18 protein-coding genes are annotated in these 21,164 nt (G+C 63.8%); 14 read left to right on the plus strand and 4 right to left on the minus strand.

The annotated features are described in order from the left end of the window. Window positions 1-131 precede the first annotated feature (131 nt). Window positions 132-1,013, minus strand: coding sequence for a GNAT family N-acetyltransferase (locus HOP59_RS09770; RefSeq protein ID WP_234253814.1), 882 nt, complete (start codon window positions 1,011-1,013; stop codon window positions 132-134). 509 nt (window positions 1,014-1,522) lie between these two features. Between HOP59_RS09770 and HOP59_RS09775 the strand changes: the two genes are divergently transcribed. The 11 genes from HOP59_RS09775 (at window position 1,523) to HOP59_RS09825 (ending at window position 13,740) form a co-directional block, all read left to right on the plus strand. Continuing rightward, a complete protein-coding gene (locus tag HOP59_RS09775; protein ID WP_234253817.1) occupies window positions 1,523-3,145 on the plus strand; it encodes an ABC transporter substrate-binding protein in 1,623 nt (540 codons plus the stop codon). Window positions 3,146-3,227: 82 nt separating this feature from the next. Next, the gene (locus HOP59_RS09780; protein WP_234253820.1) at window positions 3,228-4,181 is read left to right on the plus strand and encodes an ABC transporter permease; all 954 of its coding nucleotides are present in this window, start codon (window positions 3,228-3,230) and stop codon (window positions 4,179-4,181) included. Next, the gene (locus HOP59_RS09785; RefSeq protein WP_234253823.1) at window positions 4,178-5,101 is read left to right on the plus strand and encodes an ABC transporter permease; all 924 of its coding nucleotides are present in this window, start codon (window positions 4,178-4,180) and stop codon (window positions 5,099-5,101) included. Before HOP59_RS09780 ends, HOP59_RS09785 begins: the two co-directional genes overlap by 4 nt. 1 nt (window position 5,102) lies before the next feature. Further along, the gene (locus HOP59_RS09790) at window positions 5,103-6,926 is read left to right on the plus strand and encodes an ABC transporter ATP-binding protein (protein WP_234253825.1); all 1,824 of its coding nucleotides are present in this window, start codon (window positions 5,103-5,105) and stop codon (window positions 6,924-6,926) included. A 59-nt stretch (window positions 6,927-6,985) separates the two neighbouring features. Then, window positions 6,986-7,396 (plus strand): helix-turn-helix domain-containing protein, encoded by a 411-nt coding sequence (locus tag HOP59_RS09795; RefSeq protein WP_234253827.1) that lies wholly within the window; start codon window positions 6,986-6,988, stop codon window positions 7,394-7,396. A gap of 27 nt (window positions 7,397-7,423) precedes the next feature. Beyond that, window positions 7,424-8,413, plus strand: coding sequence for a threonine ammonia-lyase (locus HOP59_RS09800; protein ID WP_234253829.1), 990 nt, complete (start codon window positions 7,424-7,426; stop codon window positions 8,411-8,413). 23 nt (window positions 8,414-8,436) lie between these two features. Then, window positions 8,437-9,429: an ornithine cyclodeaminase family protein gene (locus HOP59_RS09805; RefSeq protein ID WP_234253831.1), complete on the plus strand. Its 993-nt coding sequence runs from the start codon at window positions 8,437-8,439 to the stop codon at window positions 9,427-9,429. 25 nt (window positions 9,430-9,454) lie between these two features. Further along, window positions 9,455-10,621, plus strand: a complete 1,167-nt coding sequence (locus HOP59_RS09810; RefSeq protein WP_234253833.1) for a M20 aminoacylase family protein — start codon at window positions 9,455-9,457, stop codon at window positions 10,619-10,621. A gap of 286 nt (window positions 10,622-10,907) precedes the next feature. After that, window positions 10,908-11,927 carry an ABC transporter substrate-binding protein gene (locus tag HOP59_RS09815; RefSeq protein WP_010627287.1) on the plus strand — a complete coding sequence of 340 codons (1,020 nt, stop codon included), beginning with the start codon at window positions 10,908-10,910 and terminating at the stop codon, window positions 11,925-11,927. A gap of 35 nt (window positions 11,928-11,962) precedes the next feature. Next, the gene (locus tag HOP59_RS09820; RefSeq protein ID WP_026037975.1) at window positions 11,963-12,982 is read left to right on the plus strand and encodes a FecCD family ABC transporter permease; all 1,020 of its coding nucleotides are present in this window, start codon (window positions 11,963-11,965) and stop codon (window positions 12,980-12,982) included. Next, window positions 12,979-13,740, plus strand: a complete 762-nt coding sequence (locus HOP59_RS09825) for an ABC transporter ATP-binding protein (RefSeq protein ID WP_010627289.1) — start codon at window positions 12,979-12,981, stop codon at window positions 13,738-13,740. Before HOP59_RS09820 ends, HOP59_RS09825 begins: the two co-directional genes overlap by 4 nt. A gap of 76 nt (window positions 13,741-13,816) precedes the next feature. Here HOP59_RS09825 and HOP59_RS09830 read toward each other — a convergent pair whose 3' ends face one another. From HOP59_RS09830 to cmoA, 3 genes are all read right to left on the minus strand, one after another. After that, window positions 13,817-14,488, minus strand: a complete 672-nt coding sequence (locus HOP59_RS09830; RefSeq protein WP_010627290.1) for a haloacid dehalogenase type II — start codon at window positions 14,486-14,488, stop codon at window positions 13,817-13,819. A gap of 295 nt (window positions 14,489-14,783) precedes the next feature. Beyond that, on the minus strand, window positions 14,784-15,776 hold the full coding sequence (cmoB, locus tag HOP59_RS09835; protein WP_010627291.1) for a tRNA 5-methoxyuridine(34)/uridine 5-oxyacetic acid(34) synthase CmoB: 993 nt from the start codon (window positions 15,774-15,776) through the stop codon (window positions 14,784-14,786). 1 nt (window position 15,777) lies between these two features. Next, window positions 15,778-16,521: a carboxy-S-adenosyl-L-methionine synthase CmoA gene (cmoA, locus tag HOP59_RS09840; protein ID WP_010627292.1), complete on the minus strand. Its 744-nt coding sequence runs from the start codon at window positions 16,519-16,521 to the stop codon at window positions 15,778-15,780. 201 nt (window positions 16,522-16,722) lie between these two features. On the opposite strand from cmoA, the gene pgi reads away from it, so the two are divergent. From pgi to parE, 3 genes are all read left to right on the plus strand, one after another. Then, entirely contained in the window at window positions 16,723-18,399 is a 1,677-nt protein-coding gene (gene pgi / locus HOP59_RS09845) for a glucose-6-phosphate isomerase (RefSeq protein WP_010627293.1), read from the plus strand. Window positions 18,400-18,454: 55 nt separating this feature from the next. Beyond that, a complete protein-coding gene (locus tag HOP59_RS09850; protein ID WP_010627294.1) occupies window positions 18,455-19,084 on the plus strand; it encodes a YqiA/YcfP family alpha/beta fold hydrolase in 630 nt (209 codons plus the stop codon). 85 nt (window positions 19,085-19,169) lie between these two features. Continuing rightward, a complete protein-coding gene (parE, locus tag HOP59_RS09855) occupies window positions 19,170-21,050 on the plus strand; it encodes a DNA topoisomerase IV subunit B (protein WP_234253835.1) in 1,881 nt (626 codons plus the stop codon). Window positions 21,051-21,164: the final 114 nt, after the last annotated feature.

Genomic DNA, 21,164 nt, shown 5'->3' on the forward strand with positions numbered 1-21,164 from the left:
AAGGATAGTGCCGCCCTCAGCCGTGTTTTTAGCACGATATGGGTAGGCTTTTTCTTGCTGCTGAGCAGGCGACACATGCTGCGTCTTTTCAGACGGAGCGACACGTGTTCAGGGATGCTGTGGAAAGTCGGCTAACCCAGGGATTGGTTCACCAGTGCAAACGTATGGACCTCGGTATCCACCGGTTCCTTTGTGGTGGGTAGGGTCATGACCGACACCTGTTCATACTCCTGCATTCCGCAGCGTTCGAGAAATTCGGTGAAGTCGCCCTCGGGTCGGGTGGTATCGACCCGGAGAAATCTTCCTGCATGTTTTTGTACATGAGGGGCGACCAGTGCGATGGCGTCGGCGGAGCTTTTCGCGACGACCGGTCCCACGATATGCCCGCGGCCGAATCTGCGGCACAGGGCAAAGCCAGCGATACGGCCCTCCCGCTCGAGCACCGTGCCGGCGGAACGGCCGACCAGCTCTTCCAGGATGGCTGCTCTATCGGCGCCGAAGGCGGCCTGGTCGAGGTGGGCAATGTCGGGGAGATCCGTCGCTTTCAATGGGCGAACCCGGCTGTCGGCCGGCAGCGAAACCTCGTCTGGATCGATAGCCGTGCCCTGGTGTTGATGCACGACGCTCACGGCCTTGAAGCCAAGGGCATGGGCGAGACGATAGGCGACCCGGGGCGCAATGATCTGAAGACGACGGCCGTGGCACTGCTGCATCACGTGATCCATCAGCCAGCCGCCGCCGCCCTGGGCCTGTAGCTGTGGCGTGGTGATGACCATGCCGATGGTGGCGAAATCGTTGCCCATGGGAAACCACATTGCCGAGCCGACGATCCGGCCGATCTTGTCGCAGCCGGCAAATCCCTTGCCAATCTTGAGCAGCATGCGCCAATCGTCTGGCCGGTGCGGCCAGCCGACACCCACCGACAGCTGATGCAGCTTGCCGATATCGTTCTCCTGAAGGTTTCGCAGCGTCAGCTCATAAGTCTGCAGGCGCTTTGACGTCTCTTTGGACACCTGGCTCTCCATAAGTGGCTTTCCCTGGCAATGGCAGTTTGGCAGCTGATAGCGGTCATGACTAGGACGTTCTTGCCGCACCTGTAAGGTTGGTGCACCGCGAAGCCAGGTGAATCATGCCGCGCGCATGGCTATGGCCAGTGAAAATTCCTCTCCCAGGCTGCACAGCCGGTGTGACTGCCTTGTCGCTGGGGTGGCTTCGGGCGTGCGGCAGCTTCTGCCGTATGGTGCGGCCAATGCCAACGATTGTATGTGCGAGTGGGGCCAAAACGAACCAAAAGCGTTGTGCATTGGTGCTGTAATTGTTTCAACGGCTTGTTCGTATCCGATGAGGCATGCGAGTCGAGTCTTCAGCTTGTTACGAAGGGCGGGAGCGAGAGTATCGGCTTAGGCAGAAAGCGTCACGCGAGATAACGGTAATACCCCGGATTGCCTGAAGTAGCCCCCTGGATAACGGCGCGCCGATATAACAACAGCAAGCAATGATAGCGGATAGACGGAGGCACGATATGAAGAACAGGAACTTCCCTGGCCATGATCGGCGGGCCATGACGGAGCTGATGCGGACAGCCGGCCAAGGCGGCCATGGCTTCACCCGGCGCGATGTGCTGCGCGGCATGGCCGCCGGTACCGTGTTGGCCGCCACCGCCGGCGGCTTGATGACCGGCGCGTCGTCCGCCTTCGCCCAGACGCCCCAGCGCGGCGGACGTATCAAGGTCGCGAGTGCGACCAGCTCGACCGCCGACACGCTGGACCCGGCCAAGGGGGCGAACTACACCGACTACTGCCGTCACTTCATGTTCTACAACGGCCTGACCACACTGGACGAGGCGCTGGTGCCGCGCATGTCGCTGGCGGAGTCGTTCGACACCGACGACGCCCTCACCTGGGTCGTCAAGCTGCGTCGGGACGTCGTCTTCCACGACGGTCAGCCGTTCACCTCGGCCGACGTGGTCTACTCGCTGAACCGCCACAAGGATCCGGATACCGCCTCCCGCGCCCTCAGCGTCGCTGAGCAGCTCGAAGAGGTCAGCGCCGCCGGCCCGCATGAAGTGCACATCCGGCTCACCAGTCCCAACGCCGACCTGCCGGCGATCCTCGCCACCTCCCACTTCCTCATCGTGCGCGACGGCGCCACGGACTTCAGCCTCGCCAACGGCACCGGGCCCTTCGAGTGCGCGGAGTTCCAGCCGGGAGTGCGTTCGGTCGCCGTGCGCAACGACAGCTACTGGAAGCCGGGTCAGCCCTACCTCGACGAGATCGAGTTCTTCGCGATCCCCGACGAGGCCGCGCGCATCAACGCCCTGCTCGCCGGGGACGTCGACCTCATCAACCCGGTCAATGCGCGCTCGATCCCACGCATCCTCAACAGCGCCAACGCCACGGCGATGGAATCCCCGACCGGCGCTTATACCAACCTGGTGATGCGCGACGAGCTGGGGCCGGTCAACAACCCGGACTTCGTGCTGGCGATGAAGTACATGCTCGATCGTGAGCAGATCCAGCGGCTCGCCTTCGGCGGCTTCGGCACTCTCGGCAACGACCAGCCGATCGCGCCCAGCCACCGCTACCACCTCGCCGACCTGCCGCAGCGCACCTTCGACCTGGACCGGGCGAAGTACCACCTGGAGCGCGCCGGCATCGGGAACCGTTCGATTCCCCTGGTGGCCTCCGAGGCCGCCACCGGCTCGGTGGACATGGCCCAGCTGATGCAGCTCTCGGCACAGCAAATCGGGCTCAGGCTCGATATTCGGCGGGTGCCGTCGGACGGCTACTGGTCCAACCACTGGATGAAGCATCCGCTGGGCTTCGGCGCCATCAGTGCGCGGCCGACCGCCGACCTGATGTTCAGCCTGTTCTTCCAGTCCGAGGCCGCCTGGAACGAGTCGGGCTGGCGCAACGAACAGTTCGACCAGCTGCTGCTGGCGGCACGCGGCGAGACCGACGAAGCCAAGCGCAAGCAGATGTACGGCGACATGCAGGTACTGATCCACGAGCACGGCGGCATCGGCATCCCGCAGTTCAGGAGCAGCATCGACGGCCACAACACCAAGCTGCGGGGGCTGACCCCCCATCCGCTGGGTGGCCTGATGGGCTACATGTTCGCCGAACACGTCTGGCTGGACGCCTGAGCGAATCCCTCTAACGACAACTCAACCATGAAGGCGTCACCTTGGCGGGAGTGAGGTGACGCCACAATAAGAAGGGCAAACCATGAACAGCAGCATTCCACGGCTCATCATCGGCCGGCTGGGTATCGGCGTGCTCACCCTGCTCATCGTCTCGCTGGTGGTCTTCATTCTCACCAGCCTATTACCGGGCGACGCGGCCCAGGAACAGCTCGGCCAGGAGGCGACGCCGGAAGCGGTGGCGGCACTGCGTGCGAAGTTGGGTCTGGACCTGCCCGTCTACATGCGTTACCTGAGCTGGCTGGGTGGCCTGGTGACGGGCAACCCCGGTGTTTCGCTGGTCAACGGCATGCCGGTCGACGATCTGATCGCGAGCCGGCTGCCCAACTCTCTGAAGCTGGCAGCGGCCACTGCTCTGATTGCCGTGCCCCTGGCGCTATCCATCGGCATTCTCTCGGCGATGTATCGCGGATCGATCTTCGACCGCTATACCAACATGCTGGCGGTGTTTCTGGTGTCGGTTCCCGAGTTCCTGATTGCCACCGTCGCGGTGCTGATCTTCGCGGTCAAGTTGGGTTGGCTCTCAGCGCTGTCGCGCTCTGTGGAAGTCGACTCTTTCCTGCAGCTGCTCAGTGTCTATGCCATGCCGGTGCTGACCCTGTGCTGCGTATTGGTCGCTCAGATGGCGCGCATGACCCGTGCGGCCGTCATCGATCAGCTCAGCTCCCCCTACGTTGAAATGGCGGTACTCAAGGGCGCCCGACCGATGCGGGTGGTGCTCCGGCATGCGCTGCCGAATGCGATCGGTCCGATTGCCAATGCCGTGGCGCTGAGCCTGTCGTATCTGCTTGGCGGTGTAGTCATCGTCGAGACGATCTTCAACTATCCGGGCATTGCGACGCTGATGGTGAACGCCGTGGTGACCCGCGACATGCCGCTGGTGCAGGCGTGCGTGATGCTGTTCTCCCTGGGCTTTCTGCTGCTGGTGCTGATCGCCGACATCATTGCCATCCTATCCAACCCGAGGCTGCGCACATGAACCCGAACACTCTTCCGCCGTCACCGAAATTGAGCACCTCGGGTGCTCGAGCCGAGGCCGCGCTCGATGTGGCGTTCGGCGACCAGCCGCCGAAGGCCGTGCGCCGCCGTGCCAAGCGGCCGATCAGCGGTGCCCTGGGGCTGTTGATCGTCGGGTTCTGGCTGCTGATGGCCCTGGTCGGCCCCTGGCTGGCGCCCCATGGTGCCAACGCGCTGGTCAGCTTCGAGATATTCGGCCCAATCAGCCTGGAATACCCGCTTGGCACGGACTTCCTGGGCCGGGACATCCTCAGTCGCTTGTTGCACGGCGCGCCCTACACGATCGGCGTGGCACTGGCTGCAACGGTACTGGCCTGCCTGTTCGGCGTGGTGCTGGGCCTGGTGGCAGCAGCCTCCGGTGGCTGGATCGATGCTGCCATCAGTCGCACTCAGGATGCCCTGATCGCCATTCCCAACAAGATCTTCGCGCTGATCATGGTGGCCGCCTTCGGCTCTTCGGTGCCTCTGCTGCTGGTCATGGCCGCCTTTGCCTATATGCCCGGCTCTTACCGCATCGCGCGTGCGGTCGCCGTCAACGTCATGACGATGGACTTCGTTCAGGTCGCGCGGGCGCGGGGTGAGGCCATGCCGTACATCATGTTCATCGAGGTGCTGCCGAACATGCTCCGTCCGGTGCTGACCGACTTCGGCTTGCGTTTCGTCTACGTCGTGCTGCTGCTGAGCGCGATGAGCTTTCTCGGTCTGGGCGTACAGCCGCCGGATGCGGACTGGGGCTCTCTGGTACGGGAAAACATCCAGGGCCTGGGTGAAGGCGCTCCGGCCGTATTGGCACCGGCGGTTGCCATCGCAACCCTGACCGTCGGGGTCAACCTGATCATCGACAGCTTCGGTGCACGGGCCAAGCGCGAGATGGAGAACTGAGATGAACGATATCGTCAAGGTCAGCGGGCTGCGCGTAGCGGCGCGTAACGATGCCGGCGTCGATGTGCCGATCGTGCACGGTGCCGATTTCACTCTGAAGAAGGGCGAGGTGCTGGCGTTGATCGGTGAGTCCGGCTCCGGCAAGACCACCATCGCCCTGGCGTTGATGGGCTATGCCCGCGCCGGCTGTCGTATCGTTGGCGGCTCGGTGCGCATCGGCGACGTCGACGTGCTGAAGCTGTCGGATAGTGAGCTGGCGAAGCTGCGTGGACGCACCGTGGCCTATATCGCCCAAAGCGCCGCGGCGGCGTTCAACCCCGCCAAGACCATCATGGAGCAGGTGATCGAGAGTGCGCTGATCCATGGCGTGCTGTCGCGGCGAGAGGCGCAGGCCAAGGCGGTCGAGTTGTTCCGGGCGCTGGCGCTGCCGGACCCCGAGAACATCGGCGCGCGCTATCCGCATCAGGTGTCGGGCGGGCAGCTGCAGCGGTTGATGGCAGCAATGGCACTGATCACCGATCCGGCGCTGGTCATCCTCGACGAGCCGACCACCGCGCTGGACGTCACTACCCAGATCGAGGTGCTGCGGGCGTTCAAGAAGGTGGTGCGCGACCTGGATACCACAGCGGTATATGTCTCCCACGACCTGGCGGTGGTGGCGCAGATGGCCGACCGCATCGTGGTGCTGCGCAACGGCGAGATCCAGGAGGACAGCCGCACCGAGCAGATCCTGGTGGAGCCCGAGCACCCCTATACCCGCAGCCTGCTGGCAGCGATGAGACCGACGGGGCAAGTAGCTGAAGCGGCGCCAGCAGCTTCCGATATCGACGAGGATCTGTTGCTCGAGGTGCGTGATCTCGAGATCTGCTATGGCAGCAAACGGGTCGTGCAGAATATCGACCTGAAGGTCCGTCGCGGAGCCACGGTCGGGATCATCGGTGAATCCGGGTCGGGCAAGACCACCGTTGCTCGGGCCATTGCCGGCCTGGTGGAGCCCTCGGCCGGGCAAGTCCTGCTGGATGGCCAGTTGCTCAGCAGGTCGTTGTCGGGGCGTACGCGGGATGAGTTCCGGCGCGTCCAGTACGTATTCCAGAATGCCGATACGGCGCTGAATCCGCAGCACACCATCGAGGAGATCCTGGCGCGACCGCTGCGTTTCTACCACGGCATGCGCAGCGTGCAGCGCCGCCGCCGGGTGGCCGAGCTGCTGGAGCTGGTGCAACTGCCGGCGAGCCTGGCGAAGCGACGCCCAAGTGAGCTGTCCGGTGGCCAGAAGCAGCGCATCAACCTGGCGCGTGCGCTGGCGGCCGAGCCGGATTTGATCCTCTGCGATGAGGTCACCTCAGCCCTGGATACGGTGGTCGGTGCTGCAATCCTCGAACTCATGGCGCAACTGCAGCGGGAGCTGAACGTTACCTACCTCTTCATCAGCCACGACATCAGCACGGTACGCGCGATCTGCGACGAGGTGGTGGTGATGTATGCCGGCAACAAGGTGGAGCAGGGGGGGCGCTCGACGTTCCAGGCACCGCCGTACCATCCGTACACCCATCTGCTGATCGAGTCGGTGCCGGAGATGCACCAGGGCTGGCTGGAGGAGACCCGGGCGGGACGCGGTGCGCTGCCGCAGATCGCTCCACCGGCCTCGGCGACGCCACTCTGTCCGTTCCTGTCACGCTGTCCGGTCAGGATCGACGGCAAGTGCAACAAGGTCTCGCCGCCGCGGGTGCGGCTCGACAAAGGCAACGAGATCCTCTGTCACCACAGCGATATCGAACTGCGGCAGCTCGACGAGCCTGTGCCCGCCATGGCGGTCAGCAACTGACGTTGCGTTCTGTCACGCCGGTGTCGGGTCTACGGGCGCTGGCGTAGGGAGTGTGGAGCATGAACGACAAGAGCGGCATTTCCCCGATGTGGCAAGCGGGTGAGCCCGACCCTGACGGGCGGCGAGACGCTGACGAAACGGCCGTGGCGATGGCAACGGCCAAGCAGTACATCGATGAGCACTTCTGCGAGCCGATCAATCTCGACGATCTGGCCGAGCTCGTCGGCATGACACGTTTCAGTCTGGCCAAGCGGTTTCGCAAGCGATTCGGCATTTCCCCCTATCGCTATGTCTGTCAGGTGCGTGTCCGGCAGGCACAAACGATGATGGAGCAGGGGCTGCGACCGACGGACATTGCCAGCGAAACCGGCTTCTTCGACCAGAGTCATCTGGCGAGGCATTTCAAGCGCCTCTGCGGGATGACCCCGCGTCAATACAGAACGCGCTGTACACAGTCCGCAGGTCAGTGAAACCGGCGGCAGCTCAAGGGGGTAGTCGTGGAAAAGACAGCGGTAACGCTCGAGGACATAAAAAACGCGGCTGTGCGTATCCGGCCTTACATTTGCCGCACACCGCTGCTCAGAGAAAGCAATATGGACGAGGCTCTGGGCTGCCAGGTCTATGTCAAACCCGAAATGCTTCAGGTGACCGGCGCTTTCAAGGTCAGAGGGGCATTGAGCAAGATTCTGTCCTTGACGCAGGCCGAACGGGACAGAGGCATCATCACCAGCTCATCGGGTAACCATGGCCAGGCATGCGCCTATGCCGGAAAAGTGCTCGGCATTCGTGCGACCGTCATCGTTCCAGAAGACACGCCCAAGCTCAAGGTCGACAATGCCAGATCGATGGGGGCGGATGTCATCTTGTGGGACCGGGCCTATACGGAGCGCTGGAAAAAGGTTCATGCCGAGGTCGAGGAGCATTGCTACACCATAGTGCACAACTATGAAGACTTCGACGTCATGGCCGGGCAAGGGACGATTGCGCTCGAGATACTGGAGGATCTGGCCGATGTGGAAACCGTGCTGGTTCCCATCGGTGGCGGCGGGCTCATCTCGGGTATTTCCACCGCCATCAAAGAGACCAATCCCTCTATAAGAGTCATTGGCGTTCAGGCCGAGGCCTGCTGTCCTTACTATTTGAGTCGCCAAAACGGTGAGCGAACCAAGGCAACGGTCAAGCAGACCCTGGCTGACGGCCTTGCCTGCGACTGGCCCGGCAACAACACCTACCCCATCATCGAGAAGTATGTGGATGACATCGTCACCGTCTCGGAAGAAGCCATCGAGGAGGCGGTAAGAATGGTGGCAAACGATGCCAAGCTCGTCGCAGAGCCCTCGGCCTGTGTTGGAATCGCCGCCCTTCAATCAGGTGCCGTGACGACTCGTCCGGATGAAAAGGTCTGCGTGGTCCTTACCTCCGGTAACTGGGGTATAGACATGATCGGCAAGCTCCTCAAGGGGGAGCGTGTGGCAGGCATTTTTTAGCGGTTTTAAAGAAGAGATCGCATATGAAGACGCTACTGCTGAACAAGGACGAAGTGGGATCGCTCATCGACCTGGATGCGGTGCTCGAAGCCGTAGAAAACGGCTACAAAGCATTTAATAGCGGGAAAGTCGTTCAGCCTGATTTCATCAGCATAGAGCTCCCTGGCTCACATGCGTGCATCGATTTCAAGGGCGGCCTCGACCTCGCTGGGGGGTATATCACCATCAAGTCCTCTGCCGGTGGATACAAGGGAAATCCTGAGTTGGGCCTGCCGACGGGCATGAACACCGTGTTGCTGTTCGATGCCAGTACCGGCGCCCTCAAGTGCGTCATGGACGGCACCTGGATCACCGGCTGTCGTACCGCCGCCGCGGGCGCCATATCGGTGAAATACCTGGCACGCGAAGATGCCAGGACGCTGTGTGTCATCGGTGCGGGAAACCAGGCACGCAGACAGCTTCGGGCCATTATCCGGGTGAGGGATTTCGACGAGATTGTGGTGTGGAACGCTTCCTCGCAAGCGCTCGACGAGTACGTTCGGGAAATGTCCGAGGAAACGGGCCTCAACATTCGGAAGTGCGAAACCGCGGAGGAAGCCGTTCGCGCAGCCGACGTCGTCGTCACTACCACGCGGGCCCTCAGAGGGCCTGTCGTCAAGAAGGAGTGGCTGAAGCCGGGTACGCATATCGTTGCCATTGGCTCCGACATGCCGGGCAAGCAGGAGATTGGCGCCGACATATTCAAAGAGGCCAAGGTGGTCAACGACGCTGTCGAGCTGTGTATCAAGTACGGCGATACCCAGCATGCCGTTAAAGAAGGCATCATCAAGACAGAAGACATCCATGCGGAAATCGGGGAGATCCTGCTGGGGAAAAAGGCCGGTCGCGAAAACCCGCATGAGATAACGATCTTCGACTCGGTCGGCATGGCCATTCAAGACACCGTGACGGTTGCCATGCTGTACGAGGCAGCTCTGGAAAAGGGGCTCGGTACGCCCTACGAGTTTTTCAAGTAGACAACCCACTTATCCGAGTCATGCCATGAAAAACAGTGACAGTGTGGAAATCGACGATCTGGTGGCGCCGCTGGTGTCGTTTCGGCGCGACCTGCATGCCAATCCCGAACTTGGGTATCAAGAGCACCGTACGGCAAAGAAGATCGAAGAGGCGCTGCGCGAGCTCGGCCTGGAGGTGCACACCGGCATTGGCGGTACCGGTATCGTCGCTTCGCTGAAGGTGGGCAACTCTCCGCGTACTATCGGCCTGCGCGCCGACATGGATGCACTGCCCATCCATGAGGAGACCGGGCTTCCCTATGCCAGCCGCAATCCGGGGGTCTTCCACGGCTGCGGTCACGATGGGCACGTGGCGATGCTGCTGGGCGCTGCCCGCTATCTCGCCCGTACCCGCCGCTTCGACGGCACGGTCCACTTCATCTTCCAGCCGGCCGAAGAGGGGCAGGGTGGTGCCCGGGCCATGATCGAGGACGGACTGTTCGAGCGTTTTCCCTGCGACCGGGTGTTCGCCTTCCACAATTGGCCGGATCTTCCGGCCGGCACGGTTTCGACGCGCCCTGGCCCAATCATGGCGGCGGCGGACAAGTTCGAGATTGTGGTCGAGGGGCGCGGTGCCCATGCCGCCATGCCGCACAAGACACCGGATGCGATCCTGGCGGCCAGCGATCTCGTGACTCAGCTCAACAGCCTGGTATCCCGTCGCATTCCGCCCATGTCCACGGCCGTGCTTTCGGTAACCCGTATCGAGGGCGGCAGTTCGCACAACGTGCTTCCCGCCGCCGTGCGCGTCGTCGGCACGGTGCGTACTTTCGATATCGAGGTACAGGACAGGATCGAGGAAGCCCTGCGCCAGGTCGCCGAGGGTGTGGCCCTGGCCAGCGGCACGCGTATCGCCGTGAATTATGATCGCTACTATCCGGCGACGATCAACAGCTCGGACGCCGCCGAGGCAGCCCTGGCTGCCGCGGCCGGCTTTGCCCGCACGGAGTTGGCACCGCAGCCGGCCTTCACCTCGGAGGACTTCGGCTTCATTCTCCAGGCCTGCGAGGGCGCCTATATCTGGCTGGGGCAGGGCCGCGGTGGCGATGAAGTTCCGTTGCATCATCCCCAGTACGACTTCAACGATGAGGTACTGGCGACCGGAATCCGCCTGCATGCCGCGCTCGTCGAACGCCATCTGGGCTGTGCCTGAAAGCTGTCTGCGGGTGGCCAGACGGCGCTAAACATCGGCTCGAAGTGCAATGAGCAAGTTTGTTCCGACAACGGTAGAGCAGCATATTGCAGCGAGCATGATTTGCGGTTATTTTTCGCCGCGTGTGATAATGCGTATCAGTAGTATCTGTATCTTCATTTCTGGTAGTCGCTACCCCGGTGGTGAGGCTGTGCCGGTCTCGAGGATCATGCGGAATCGTATTCATGACTGGCAGGACGCCACAACGGCCGGCCGGGATTCTTAACGAAAGAGCGATGGGTGGTCTATGAAACGTCTTCTTGCCCTCTCCGGACTTGGCATGGCGCTTGGTCTGACGATGAGCCCTGCCTTTGCCGACGCCACGCAGTATCCGCTTACTCTGAATAATTGCGGCGCAGAGGTGACCTTTGACACGGCCCCGGAGCGGGCAGTCGGCCTTGGCCAGGCCAGTGCGGAGATCATGCTGATGCTTGGCCTCGAAGACAAGATGGTGGGCACCGCCTTCTGGCCCAATAGTGTCTTGCCGCAGCTGGCCGAAGCCAATGCCAAGGTGGAAGTGCTGACGGTCGAGTTCCCCACCTTCGAGTCCATTCTGGCCAAAGAGCCGGATTTCGTAACGGCGGCGCTGCCTAGCCTGATAGGCCCATCCAGCAGAGTGGCGACGCGGGAGGACTTCGACAGGGTGGGTGTGTCGACCTACCTGTCACCCAACACCTGCGTCGCTGAGGGTATGGACAAGGACAAGTTCGGTTACGGCAATCGTGCCCAGCTCTGGAGCATGGATTCTCTCTACCAGGAGATCGAAGAGCTCGCCCAGATTTTCGACGTGAACGACCGGGGCCAGGCATTGATCGAGGACCTCAGGCGCCGTGAAGCCGCGCTGCGAGCCGAGTCTCCTCAAGGTGAAGACCCGCTCTCCTATGTCTTCTGGTTCTCCAGCCCGGCGCCCTCTGCCGACGCTTATCTGGGTGGGAAGCACGGTGCTTCCGGCTTCATCGCCGACGTGCTGGGCGGCACCAACGCCATCGACGCAGAGGCCGAATGGCCGGCGCTAGGCTGGGAAAGCATCATCGCGACCGATCCGGACGTCATCGTGGTAGCCCGCGTCGACCGTAACCGCTGGGAGTTGGACAAGGCGGAAGCAAAGATCGAATATCTCAACTCGGACTCGGCCACCCGCGAAATGAGAGCGGTCAAGAACGGGGCCATCGTGGTCATGGACGGTAATGCCATGGACCCGACGCTCAGGACGATTTTCGGCGCGGAGCAGGTGGCCGAACAGCTGCAGGCGCTCGGTCTGAGATGAGTATGGCGGTTAGTGTCAACCGGCCAGATGAGCGCTTGTCACGGTTCGTCTGGTCTGCCGGGTTGCTGTTGGCCTCACTGGTGGCCATCGCCCTGGTCGTCGGGATCAGCGTCGGGATCGGCGATATGCCGATCCCGCTCTCCACCACCTTCGCCACGATAACCAACAAGCTGGGTTGGACGTCGATCGAACTCAACCGTATCCACGAGACCATCGTCTGGGATTATCGCTTGAGCCGGGCGCTGGTGGCCGCGTTGTGCGGTGCGGGCCTGGCCCTTGCCGGCGCCATCATGCAATCGATGCTGCGCAACCCGCTGGCAGAACCCTACGTGCTGGGCATTTCCGCCGGGGCTTCGACCGGCGCGGTCCTGGTCGTGATCCTGGGGCTGGGGGCCGGGGCGGTATCGCTCTCGTCGGGCGCCTTCGCCGGGGCTTTTGCCGCCTTCCTGTTCGTTGCACTGCTCTCGAACGGTGCACGCGGCGGGGCCGACCGCACGATACTGGCCGGCGTCGCGGCATCGCAGCTGTTCAATGCCGCGACCTCCTATATCGTTACCACTGCCGGCAATGCTCAGCAGGCACGCGACGTGATGTTTTGGTTGCTCGGCAGCTTCGGCGGCGTGCGCTGGCCGGAGTTCTTCCTGGTATCGGTGGTGGTCGGGCTGGGGCTGGTGGCGTGCCTTTTCTATGCGCGGGTGCTGGATGCCTTCGCCTTCGGCGACGAGGCTGCCGCTTCCCTAGGGGTCAATGTCGGTCGAACACGGATCATCCTGTTCGCCCTCACCGCGGTCATGACGGCCACCATCGTCAGCATGGTAGGCACCATCGGTTTCGTCGGTCTCGTCGTTCCCCATGCCGCGCGTTTCGTGGTCGGCCCACGTCATGCAAGGCTGCTGCCGGCCTGCGCCATCGTGGGGGCGATCTTCATGGTGTTGGCCGACATTGCGTCGCGCACGCTCATTCCCCGGCAGTCGTTGCCGATCGGCGTGGTGACGGCGCTGGTGGGCGTGCCGTTCTTCTCCATCATCCTCTACAGAATGCAGCGGGCATCATGAGTATCAAGGCCGACAATCTGGTCTGGAAGATCGGTGGGAAAACGGTCATCAACGGCGTCTCTTTCGAGGCGGAGCCGGGCAAGATGCTTGGGCTGCTGGGCCCGAACGGCTCCGGTAAGACCTCCCTGTTGCGGCTGCTGACGAGGCTCAAGCGCCCGCATGCCGGGCGGGTCATGCTCGATGATCGGGACCTCTCCAAGTTTCGCCGTCGTGCCATTGCGCAGCGGGTCGCCTTCATCGAGCAGCACGCCACCACCAATGCCAATCTCAAGGTCGAAGACGTGGTCAAGCTCGGTCGCTTCCCGCACCGCTCGATGTTTTCCGGCTGGAGCCGTGAAGACGATGCGGCGGTTAGTGAGGCACTTGAGCGCACCGGGATGAGCGCGAAGCGCCATGATGCCTGGCAGAGCCTTTCGGGAGGCGAGAAGCAGCGTACCCACCTGGCGCGTGCGCTGGCACAGTCGCCCAAGGAGCTGATCCTCGACGAGCCGACCAACCATCTCGACGTCCAGCATCAGATCGGCCTGCTGCGGCTCGTTTCCAGCCTGCCCATTACCAGCATCATCGCGCTCCACGACCTCAATCACGCCGCGATGTTCTGCGATCGGCTGATCGTCATGCAGGCGGGAAAGGTCGTCGCCGCTGGTGTGCCCGAGGAGGTACTGACGCGGGACCTGTTACGCGAGGTCTTCTCGGTGGAAGCTCATGTGGAAACCTCGCCGCATCATGCAAGGCCACATATTCACTTCCTGCGATAACCGACGTGCGATAACCGACGACCCCACGCTTCGCCGGGCGATGCGTGGGGTCGCGTCGAGGACGGTGGCTTCGTGTTTAGAGACCCACCAGGCCGGCCAGGCCGCCCATGTCCTTGATCACGTGGGTCACGTAATTCGGCGCCAGGTTCGGCTCATGGTTGCGATCGACCAACACTCGAGCGCCGTAGCCCATGTCGGAGGCGGACATGTGGTCGTAGCGGAAGCTGCTGGAGACGTGCATGCACTCTGCCGGTGAGCAGCCGAGCTGGTCGAACATGTATTCGAAGGCCTGGAGGCGCGGCTTGTAAGCGCGGGCCTGCTCGGCGGTGAAGACATGAGCGAACGGGGCGCCGAGCTTTTCGACGTTCTGGTAGATCTGGTCGTTGTCGGCGTTGGAGAGGATCACCAGCGGAATTTCGTGGGCGACCTTCAGCAGGCCTGCCGGCACGTCCGGGTGCGGGCCCCAGGTCGGCACGGAGTTGTAGATCTCCAGTGCTTCTTCCTCGCGGAATTCGAGCTTCCACTTGCGGCAGGTGCGCTCGACCGAGTTGTGAACGACTTCCTTGAACGGTTTCCAGTCGCCGAGGACTTCGTCGAGGCGGTAGACGCGGAAATCTTCGACGAAGGCTTCCATCTGTTCCGGAAGGATGCGATCCGCGAAGATCCTGCGCGCCGACGGGCCCATCTGGAAGTTCGTCATCGTGCCATAGCAATCGAAGGTGATGTACTTCGGCTTGAATGTGCTCATGAGTTGGGTTTCCTGTTTTTTTACGATGGTGAAAAAAAGCCCTTCGGCGTCGTCAGTTGTATCCCGAGGCATGCCTCACGAATGGGGTCATTCACTTTGCGCCGTAAACCCATTACACCATGGGGTTGCAAACAGATGGTTTCGATGCGTGGGGGGGAAACCGCAAGAAACGTCGCTTTTATGGGTGCGCACGGCAGATATATGCGTAGGCATTCCCCACGACTCAAGTGAGTCGTGGGGAAGCAGGGCAGGCGTCGATCATAGAAGCCGTGCTATTACCGCGGTGACCTGTGGCTCAGCGTGGCCGTTCCGCCATCACCACCGCCCGCCGCGGCGCCGGGTAGCCCTCGCGGGTGCGTGTGGGGTCGGTCGGATCGAGGAAGTCGGCCAGCGACTGGAAGGTCATCCACTCGGTAGAACGCTGCTCCTCCAGCGACGTGAACGCTTCGTCCACCACCCGCACGTTGACGAAGCCACAGCGCTCGAGCCACTGGCACAGCGCCAGGGACGACGGCAGGAAGTAGACGTTGGGCATGGCGGCGTAGCGTTCGCCGGGCAGCAGCACCGTGGTGGCGTCGCCTTCCACCACCAGCGTCTCCAGCACCAGCTCACCGCCGGGGCGCAGGGCGTCCTTCAGCTGCACCAGATGCTCCAGTGGGGAAGGGCGGTGATAGAGCACGCCCATGGAGAACACCGTGTCGAAGAACTCGAGCCGTTCGGGCACGTCCTCGATGCCTACCGGCAGGAAGTGAGTGCGTCCGCCATCGGCATCGCCGACGAAGTGGCGCAGGGCCTGGAACTGGTAATAGAAGCGCGGCGAGGGGTCGATCACCAGCACGAAGGCGGCACCGGCGCCGGCCATGCGCCAGGCGTGGTAGCCGCTGCCGCCGCCCACGTCGAGCACGCGCCTGCCGCTCAGCGGGGCCAGGTGGGGGGTGACCCGCTGCCATTTCCAGTCGGAGCGCCATTCGGTGTCGATAGGAATGTCGGCGAGCCGGTAGGGGCCCTTGCGCCACGGCATCAGCTTGCGCAGCAGGTTCTCGCATTGGCGCCGCCGGCTGTCGTCGAGGGCGCAGTCCACCGTCACGGTATCGACGTCCAACTGGACGTCGCGAGCCTCGGGCAGATCGGGCAGCTTGGCCACCGCCTTCTCCCAGGCCGGCAGATCGCCGTAGCGCTTGCGGTCTAGGCCGCGGGCCAGCTGCTCCGGCAGGCGGGCGAGCCAAGTGTCCAGCCCCTGATCGATGAAGGCGCGATAGAGCGGGCGGTGTTCGGCAGGGATCGCCACCTCAGGCCTCCTTGAACGCGATCAGCGAGGCGAAGTTGAGGTACTGGAACCAGGTCAGCGAGCGCGGGAAGCCGGCCCGCGCCAGGCGCGCATGGTGGGCTTCCAGGGTGTCCGGCACCAGCACGTTCTCAAGCGCCGTACGCTTCTGGCTGATCTCCAGCTCGCTGTAACCGTTGGCGCGCTTGAAGTCGTGGTAGCGCTCCACCCGCCAGGCGTTGTCGCGCTCGTCGGGATCGACCACCTTTTCCGAGAGCACCAGCACCCCGCCCGGTTCCAGCGCCGCATAGAGCCGAGTGAGCAGGGCTTCGCGATCCTCGGGGGGCAGAAACTGCAGGGTGAAGTTGAGGATCACCAGACCCGAGGGGCGATAGTCGAGGGTGCGGATATCGCCCTCGATCACCTCGATGGCATGCTCGGGACACTCCGTGGCGAGGGTCTCGCGGGCACGCTCCACCATAGCTGGGGAGATGTCCACCGCGGTGAGCCGGAAGGCGTCCGGCGGCAGCTGACCGGCCAGGGCCAGGCTGGCGGCGCCCAGCGAGCAGCCCAGGTCGTAGACGTGAGCGCCGTGGCGCAGATGGCGTGCCGCGATCAGCCCCAGCATGCCCAGAATCTGGCCGTAGCCGGGTACCGAGCGGCGGATCATGTCGGGAAAACAGGCCACCACCTGCTCGTCGAAGGAGAAGCGCGCCACCCGGTCCAGGGGTGTCGAAAAGATCGCGTCACGATAAGATGCGTCACTCATGAGCAGGTCAGGCCGGTAGCGTGGAACAGGCGGACATTCTACGCTTGCTGCCGGCCGGCTGCACGGATAGCGCCACAGCGATGGAGCGGTGGATTTACAGGCGGATACAAGGCTAGCCTGAGAGCGGTGGAACTTTGCCCGGTTTCGACGAGAGCCTTCCCAGATGCGGCGGCTCCCGCAAAGACGTCAAGGAGGATTGCCATGAACCAAGCACCCATCGACCGGACCGGTGCCTGGCAGCGGCTGATGGAACATGCCGAGCAGATGCGCGGCGCTCACCTGCGCCAGCTGTTCGTCGACCAAGCGCGAGGTAGCGCTTTCACGCGACGGGCGGCGGGCCTGACCCTCGATCTGTCGAAGCAGCGCTGGAGCGATGCGACGCTTGCGCTGCTGCTGGACCTGGCGCGAGAGGCCGGGGTGCCTGAAGGCATTCAGGCACTATTGAGCGGTGAGCACGTCAACGTCAGCGAGGATCGTCCGGCGCTGCACACGGCGCTGCGCCTGCCCCCCGAGGCCTCGCTTCTCGTCGAGGGCGAGGACGTGGTGCCTGGCGTGCATGCCTCCCTGGATCGTATGGCGACCATGGTCGAGCGGCTGCATGCCCGTCAGTGGCGCGGCGCCACCGGCCGGCCGATTCACGACGTGGTCAATCTCGGCGTCGGCGGCTCCGACCTGGGCCCGCTGATGGTGACTCACGCCCTGGCAGACTACCGCCCCGCCGATGCCCATCACGTCGCAGTGCACTTCGCCTCGACCATGGACGGCTCGCAGCTTGCCGACTACCTCACCCGCTTCAACCCCGAGACCACGCTGTTCGTGATCTCGTCGAAGTCCTTCACTACCATCGATACGCTGTCCAACGCACGTACCGCCCGCGACTGGCTGATGGCGCGGCTGGTGGAGGATGGCAAGGACGTGGACGAGGCCATGGTGATGCGCCAGCACTTCGTCGGCGTCTCGGCCAAGCCCGAGAAGATGAGCGAGTGGGGCATCGCCGAGGCCAACCAGCTGCTGTTCTGGGAGTGGGTCGGCGGGCGCTATTCGCTATGGGGCGCCATCGGGCTGCCCATCGCCCTGGTGATCGGCATGGCCAACTTCCGCGAGCTGTTGGCCGGCGCCCATGCCATGGACGAGCACTTCGCCCAGGCGCCGCTTGACGACAACTTGCCGGTGCTGCTGGCCCTGGCGGGGATCTGGAACGTCAATTTCCTTGATATCCGCGCCCACTCGATCCTGCCCTACGATGGCCGCCTGGAGCACTTCGCCGCCTATCTCGAGCAGTTGGAGATGGAGTCCAACGGCAAGTCGGCCACCCATGACGGCCGTCAGGTCGGCTACTCCACCTGTCCGGTGCTGTGGGGGCAGCTCGGTCCCAATGCCCAGCACGCCTTCTACCAGCTGCTGCACCAGGGCACTCAGCCCGTGGTGTGCGACTTCATCGCGCCGCTCACGCGCTACGACGACGTCGAGGACGCGGCGACCCGCGATCACCTGATGGCCCAGCATCGCCTGACGCTGGCCAACTGTTTCGCCCAGTCGCGCCTGCTGATGCTCGGCGACGACGCCATCGACGAGCCGGGCGAACGACCGGGACACAAGCGCTACCGCGGCAACCAGCCTTCCACCACGCTGCTGCTCGACCGTCTCACGCCCGCCACGCTGGGGGCGCTGATCGCGCTCTACGAGCACAAGGTGTTCGTCCAGGCCGCCATCTGGGGTATCAACCCGTTCGACCAGTGGGGCGTGGAGCTGGGCAAGCAGATCGCCGGCGAGACCGAGCGGATTCTGGCCGAGCGCGACGGCCTCGACAGGATGGATGCCTCAAGCCGGGCTTTGATCGAAGCGGTGTGGCGCGCCGAGCAGGGGGGCGAGCGTTGAAGCGATATCCGTATCAGGCCTCAGTAGGGCTGGTAATGTATACAGTGGCTTGGGTATGCTGAGCACGCCGCTGACAGCGCCACCGGCCAGCGGTGTGCTCTATCTGCACGGCTTCAACAGCGGCTACGGCTCGCCCAAGGCGGTGCTGATGCGCGCCGCCTGTGCGGCGCTGGCGCTACCCTGCGAAACGCCGCAGCTGCCGCATCGGCCCTGGGCGGCACTACAGCAGGCCGAGGCGCTGCTGCAGGGGCTGGGGGAGAGGCCGCTGATGGTAGGCAGCTCCATGGGCGGGTTTCTGGCCAGCTGTCTGGCCGAGCGTCACGATCTTCGCGCCGTGCTGATCAATCCGGCGGTCCGTCCGGCGCGGCTGGTATCGGAGTGGGTCGGCGAAGCCTTCGTCAACGAGCATACCGGCGAGCGCTTCACCATCGAAACCGCTCATCGGGAAGAGCTCGATGCGCTGACGCCGCAGCGGGTGACGCCCGAGCGCTACCTGCTGCTGCTGGGTAGCGCCGACGAGACGCTGGATCCGGCGTATGCCTTCGCGCTCTACCGGGGCGCCAGGACCGTGCTGCACCCGGGCGGCGATCATGTGTTCAGCGCCCTGGAGGCGTATCTGCCGGCCATCATGGCCCATGGTGGACACGGCCTGCCGCCGGAACGGGTATCATGCCGGCAGGGGTGAACCGAGCGGCAGCAGGGCGGGCGACAGGGATGCGCAGAGGTCACGCTGGGAGCGCAATCGAATTCGTAATGGCTTTGGGACACGCATGACACAGTACAGTGCCAGCTCAATCGAAGTACTCTCCGGTCTCGATCCGGTGCGCAAGCGCCCCGGCATGTACACCGACACCACCCGCCCCAACCACCTGGCCCAGGAAGTCATCGACAACAGCGTCGACGAGGCACTGGCCGGGCATGCCCGGGAAGTCACCGTGCGCCTGCTGGAGGATGGGGGTATCGAAGTGGCCGACGACGGCCGCGGCATGCCCATCGACATCCATCCCGAACACGGCGTCTCCGGAATCGAGCTGATCCTCACCCGGCTGCATGCCGGCGGCAAGTTCTCCCAGTCCAGCTATCGCTTCTCCGGCGGTCTGCACGGCGTCGGGGTGTCGGTGGTGAACGCCCTGTCGCGGCGCCTGGAGGTCGAGGTGATGCGCGACGGCGCCCGCCACGCCATGGCCTTCGAGCACGGCGACAAGGTCTCGGAGCTGGCCGAGATCGGCAGCGTGGCCAAGCGTACCACCGGTACCCTGGTGCGCTTCTGGCCCGACGAGTCCTATTTCGACAGCCCCAGGCTCGCCATGGGCCGGCTCAAGCATGTGCTGCGCGCCAAGGCGGTGCTGTGCCCGGGGCTCAAGGTCACCCTGGTGGAAACCGACGGTGCCGAGAGCGTATGGCAGTACGAGGACGGCCTGCGCGACTACCTGGCCCAGGCCACAGACGGCTTCGAAGTCTTGCCTGCCTCGCCGCTAATCGGTCATTTCGCCGACGACGATCAGGCGGTGGATTGGGCAGTGCAGTGGCTGCCCGAAGGCGGTGAGACGCTGATGGAAAGCTACGTCAACCTCATCCCCACGCCCCAGGGCGGCACCCACGTCAACGGGCTGCGCTCGGGCCTGCTCGAGGCGCTGCGCGAGTTCTGCGAATACCGCAACCTGCTGCCGCGGGGGGTCAAGCTCACTCCCGAGGATCTATGGGAGCGGGTCGCCTACGTGCTCTCGGTAAAGATGCTCGACCCGCAGTTCGCCGGTCAGACCAAGGAGCGTCTCTCCTCGCGCACCGTGGCGGCCTTCGTTTCGAGCGTGGTGAAAGACGCCTTCTCGCTGTGGCTCAACCATCACGTCGACCAGGCCGAGGCGCTGGCCGAACTGGTGATCAGTGCTGCCCAGCGGCGCCAGAAGAGTGCCAAGAAGGTGGCGCGCAAGAAGGTCACCGCCGGCCCTGCGCTGCCCGGCAAGCTGGCCGACTGCTCCGGCCAGGACCCGGCCCAGAGCGAGCTGTTCCTGGTCGAGGGCGACTCGGCCGGCGGCAGCGCCAAGCAGGCGCGCAACCGCGAGACCCAGGCGATCCTGCCGCTACGCGGCAAGATCCTCAACACCTGGGAGGTCGACAGCCACGACATCTACGGCTCCCAGGAGGTCCACGACATCGCCGTGGCGGTGGGCATGGACCCGGGCAGCGACGACCTCAGCCAACTGCGCTATCACAAGATCTGCATTCTCGCCGACGCCGACTCCGACGGCCTGCACATCGCCACGCTGCTGTGCGCGCTGTTCGTGCGCCACTTCCCGGCGCTGGTGGACGCCGGCCACGTCTACGTCGCCATGCCGCCGCTCTACCGCATCGACCTGGGCAAGGAGGTGCACTACGCCCTGGACGAGAGCGAGAAGGCGGCGATCCTGCGCAAGCTCGAGGGCAAGCGCGGCACGCCCAACGTGCAGCGCTTCAAGGGCCTCGGCGAGATGAGCCCGCTGCAGCTGCGCGAGACCACCATGGCGGTGGAGACCCGGCGCCTGGTACAGCTCACCCGCGAGGTCGGCGACGGCACCATGGAGATGATGGACATGCTGCTGGCCAAGAAGCGCGCCGCCGACCGCAAGAGCTGGCTCGAAGATTATGGCAACCTGGCGGATATCGAAGTATAGCGCCAGCACGAGCGGCGCCGGGGGCAGGCCGTAGCGGAGGTCATTTGCCATGGATGGCAAATGTAGCGCCCAGGGATGGGTTCACAGCGCCTCCGCGAAGGCCTGCCGCCGGGA

The sequence above is a fragment of the Billgrantia aerodenitrificans genome, from assembly GCF_021404405.1.
GTDB lineage: Bacteria > Pseudomonadota > Gammaproteobacteria > Pseudomonadales > Halomonadaceae > Halomonas > Halomonas aerodenitrificans.

Bases quoted from the DNA above. Each gene is read 5' to 3' on its own strand.
- HOP59_RS09775 (WP_234253817.1), top strand. From the start codon at position 1,523: ATGAAGAACAGGAACTTCCCTGGCCATGATCGGCGGGCCATGACGGAG.
- cmoA (WP_010627292.1), bottom strand. From the start codon at position 16,521: ATGAGTGACGCATCTTATCGTGACGCGATCTTTTCGACACCCCTGGAC.
- HOP59_RS09790 (WP_234253825.1), top strand. From the start codon at position 5,103: ATGAACGATATCGTCAAGGTCAGCGGGCTGCGCGTAGCGGCGCGTAAC.
- parE (WP_234253835.1), top strand. From the start codon at position 19,170: ATGACACAGTACAGTGCCAGCTCAATCGAAGTACTCTCCGGTCTCGAT.
- HOP59_RS09825 (WP_010627289.1), top strand. From the start codon at position 12,979: ATGAGTATCAAGGCCGACAATCTGGTCTGGAAGATCGGTGGGAAAACG.
- HOP59_RS09830 (WP_010627290.1), bottom strand. From the start codon at position 14,488: ATGAGCACATTCAAGCCGAAGTACATCACCTTCGATTGCTATGGCACG.
- HOP59_RS09810 (WP_234253833.1), top strand. From the start codon at position 9,455: ATGAAAAACAGTGACAGTGTGGAAATCGACGATCTGGTGGCGCCGCTG.
- HOP59_RS09780 (WP_234253820.1), top strand. From the start codon at position 3,228: ATGAACAGCAGCATTCCACGGCTCATCATCGGCCGGCTGGGTATCGGC.
- pgi (WP_010627293.1), top strand. From the start codon at position 16,723: ATGAACCAAGCACCCATCGACCGGACCGGTGCCTGGCAGCGGCTGATG.
- HOP59_RS09850 (WP_010627294.1), top strand. From the start codon at position 18,455: ATGCTGAGCACGCCGCTGACAGCGCCACCGGCCAGCGGTGTGCTCTAT.
- HOP59_RS09785 (WP_234253823.1), top strand. From the start codon at position 4,178: ATGAACCCGAACACTCTTCCGCCGTCACCGAAATTGAGCACCTCGGGT.
- HOP59_RS09805 (WP_234253831.1), top strand. From the start codon at position 8,437: ATGAAGACGCTACTGCTGAACAAGGACGAAGTGGGATCGCTCATCGAC.
- HOP59_RS09795 (WP_234253827.1), top strand. From the start codon at position 6,986: ATGAACGACAAGAGCGGCATTTCCCCGATGTGGCAAGCGGGTGAGCCC.
- HOP59_RS09815 (WP_010627287.1), top strand. From the start codon at position 10,908: ATGAAACGTCTTCTTGCCCTCTCCGGACTTGGCATGGCGCTTGGTCTG.